The organism is Paenibacillus sp. An7, assembly GCF_009870785.1.
In the GTDB taxonomy this organism is placed as follows: Bacteria; Bacillota; Bacilli; order Paenibacillales; family Paenibacillaceae; genus Paenibacillus.
The window spans coordinates 1-273 of sequence record NZ_WTWX01000104.1; the positions used below are offsets into that span (position 1 = coordinate 1).

Below are 273 nucleotides of genomic sequence, written 5' to 3' on the forward strand. Positions count from 1 at the left end.
GTGAAGTGGCTAAAGTAAGTCCTAGTGGCTATTACAAGTGGCTTCAAAACGGAGAGAAACGAGCCCTCAGTGAAGAATCAGACTATCAAGATTATCTCTTTCTAAAAGAAATTTATGATCAAGCCAATGGGAAAATTGGTTATCGTGGTTTGTATATGGAAGTGGCTGAAAAAGCCGGGCGGCCCATGAATCATAAAAAAATCTTACGTTTAATGCGTAAGTTTCACTTCTTTGCCAAAGTACGAAGAGCAAATCCTTATCGAACGTTAGCCA

Annotated in this window: 1 protein-coding gene; it reads left to right on the forward strand. The window is 39.6% G+C overall.

Features of this window, described 5'->3' with window-relative positions; genetic code table 11:
- Positions 1–273: IS3 family transposase (locus tag GQY27_RS21335; RefSeq protein ID WP_160037256.1), on the forward strand; the 273-nt coding region annotated here is incomplete at both ends.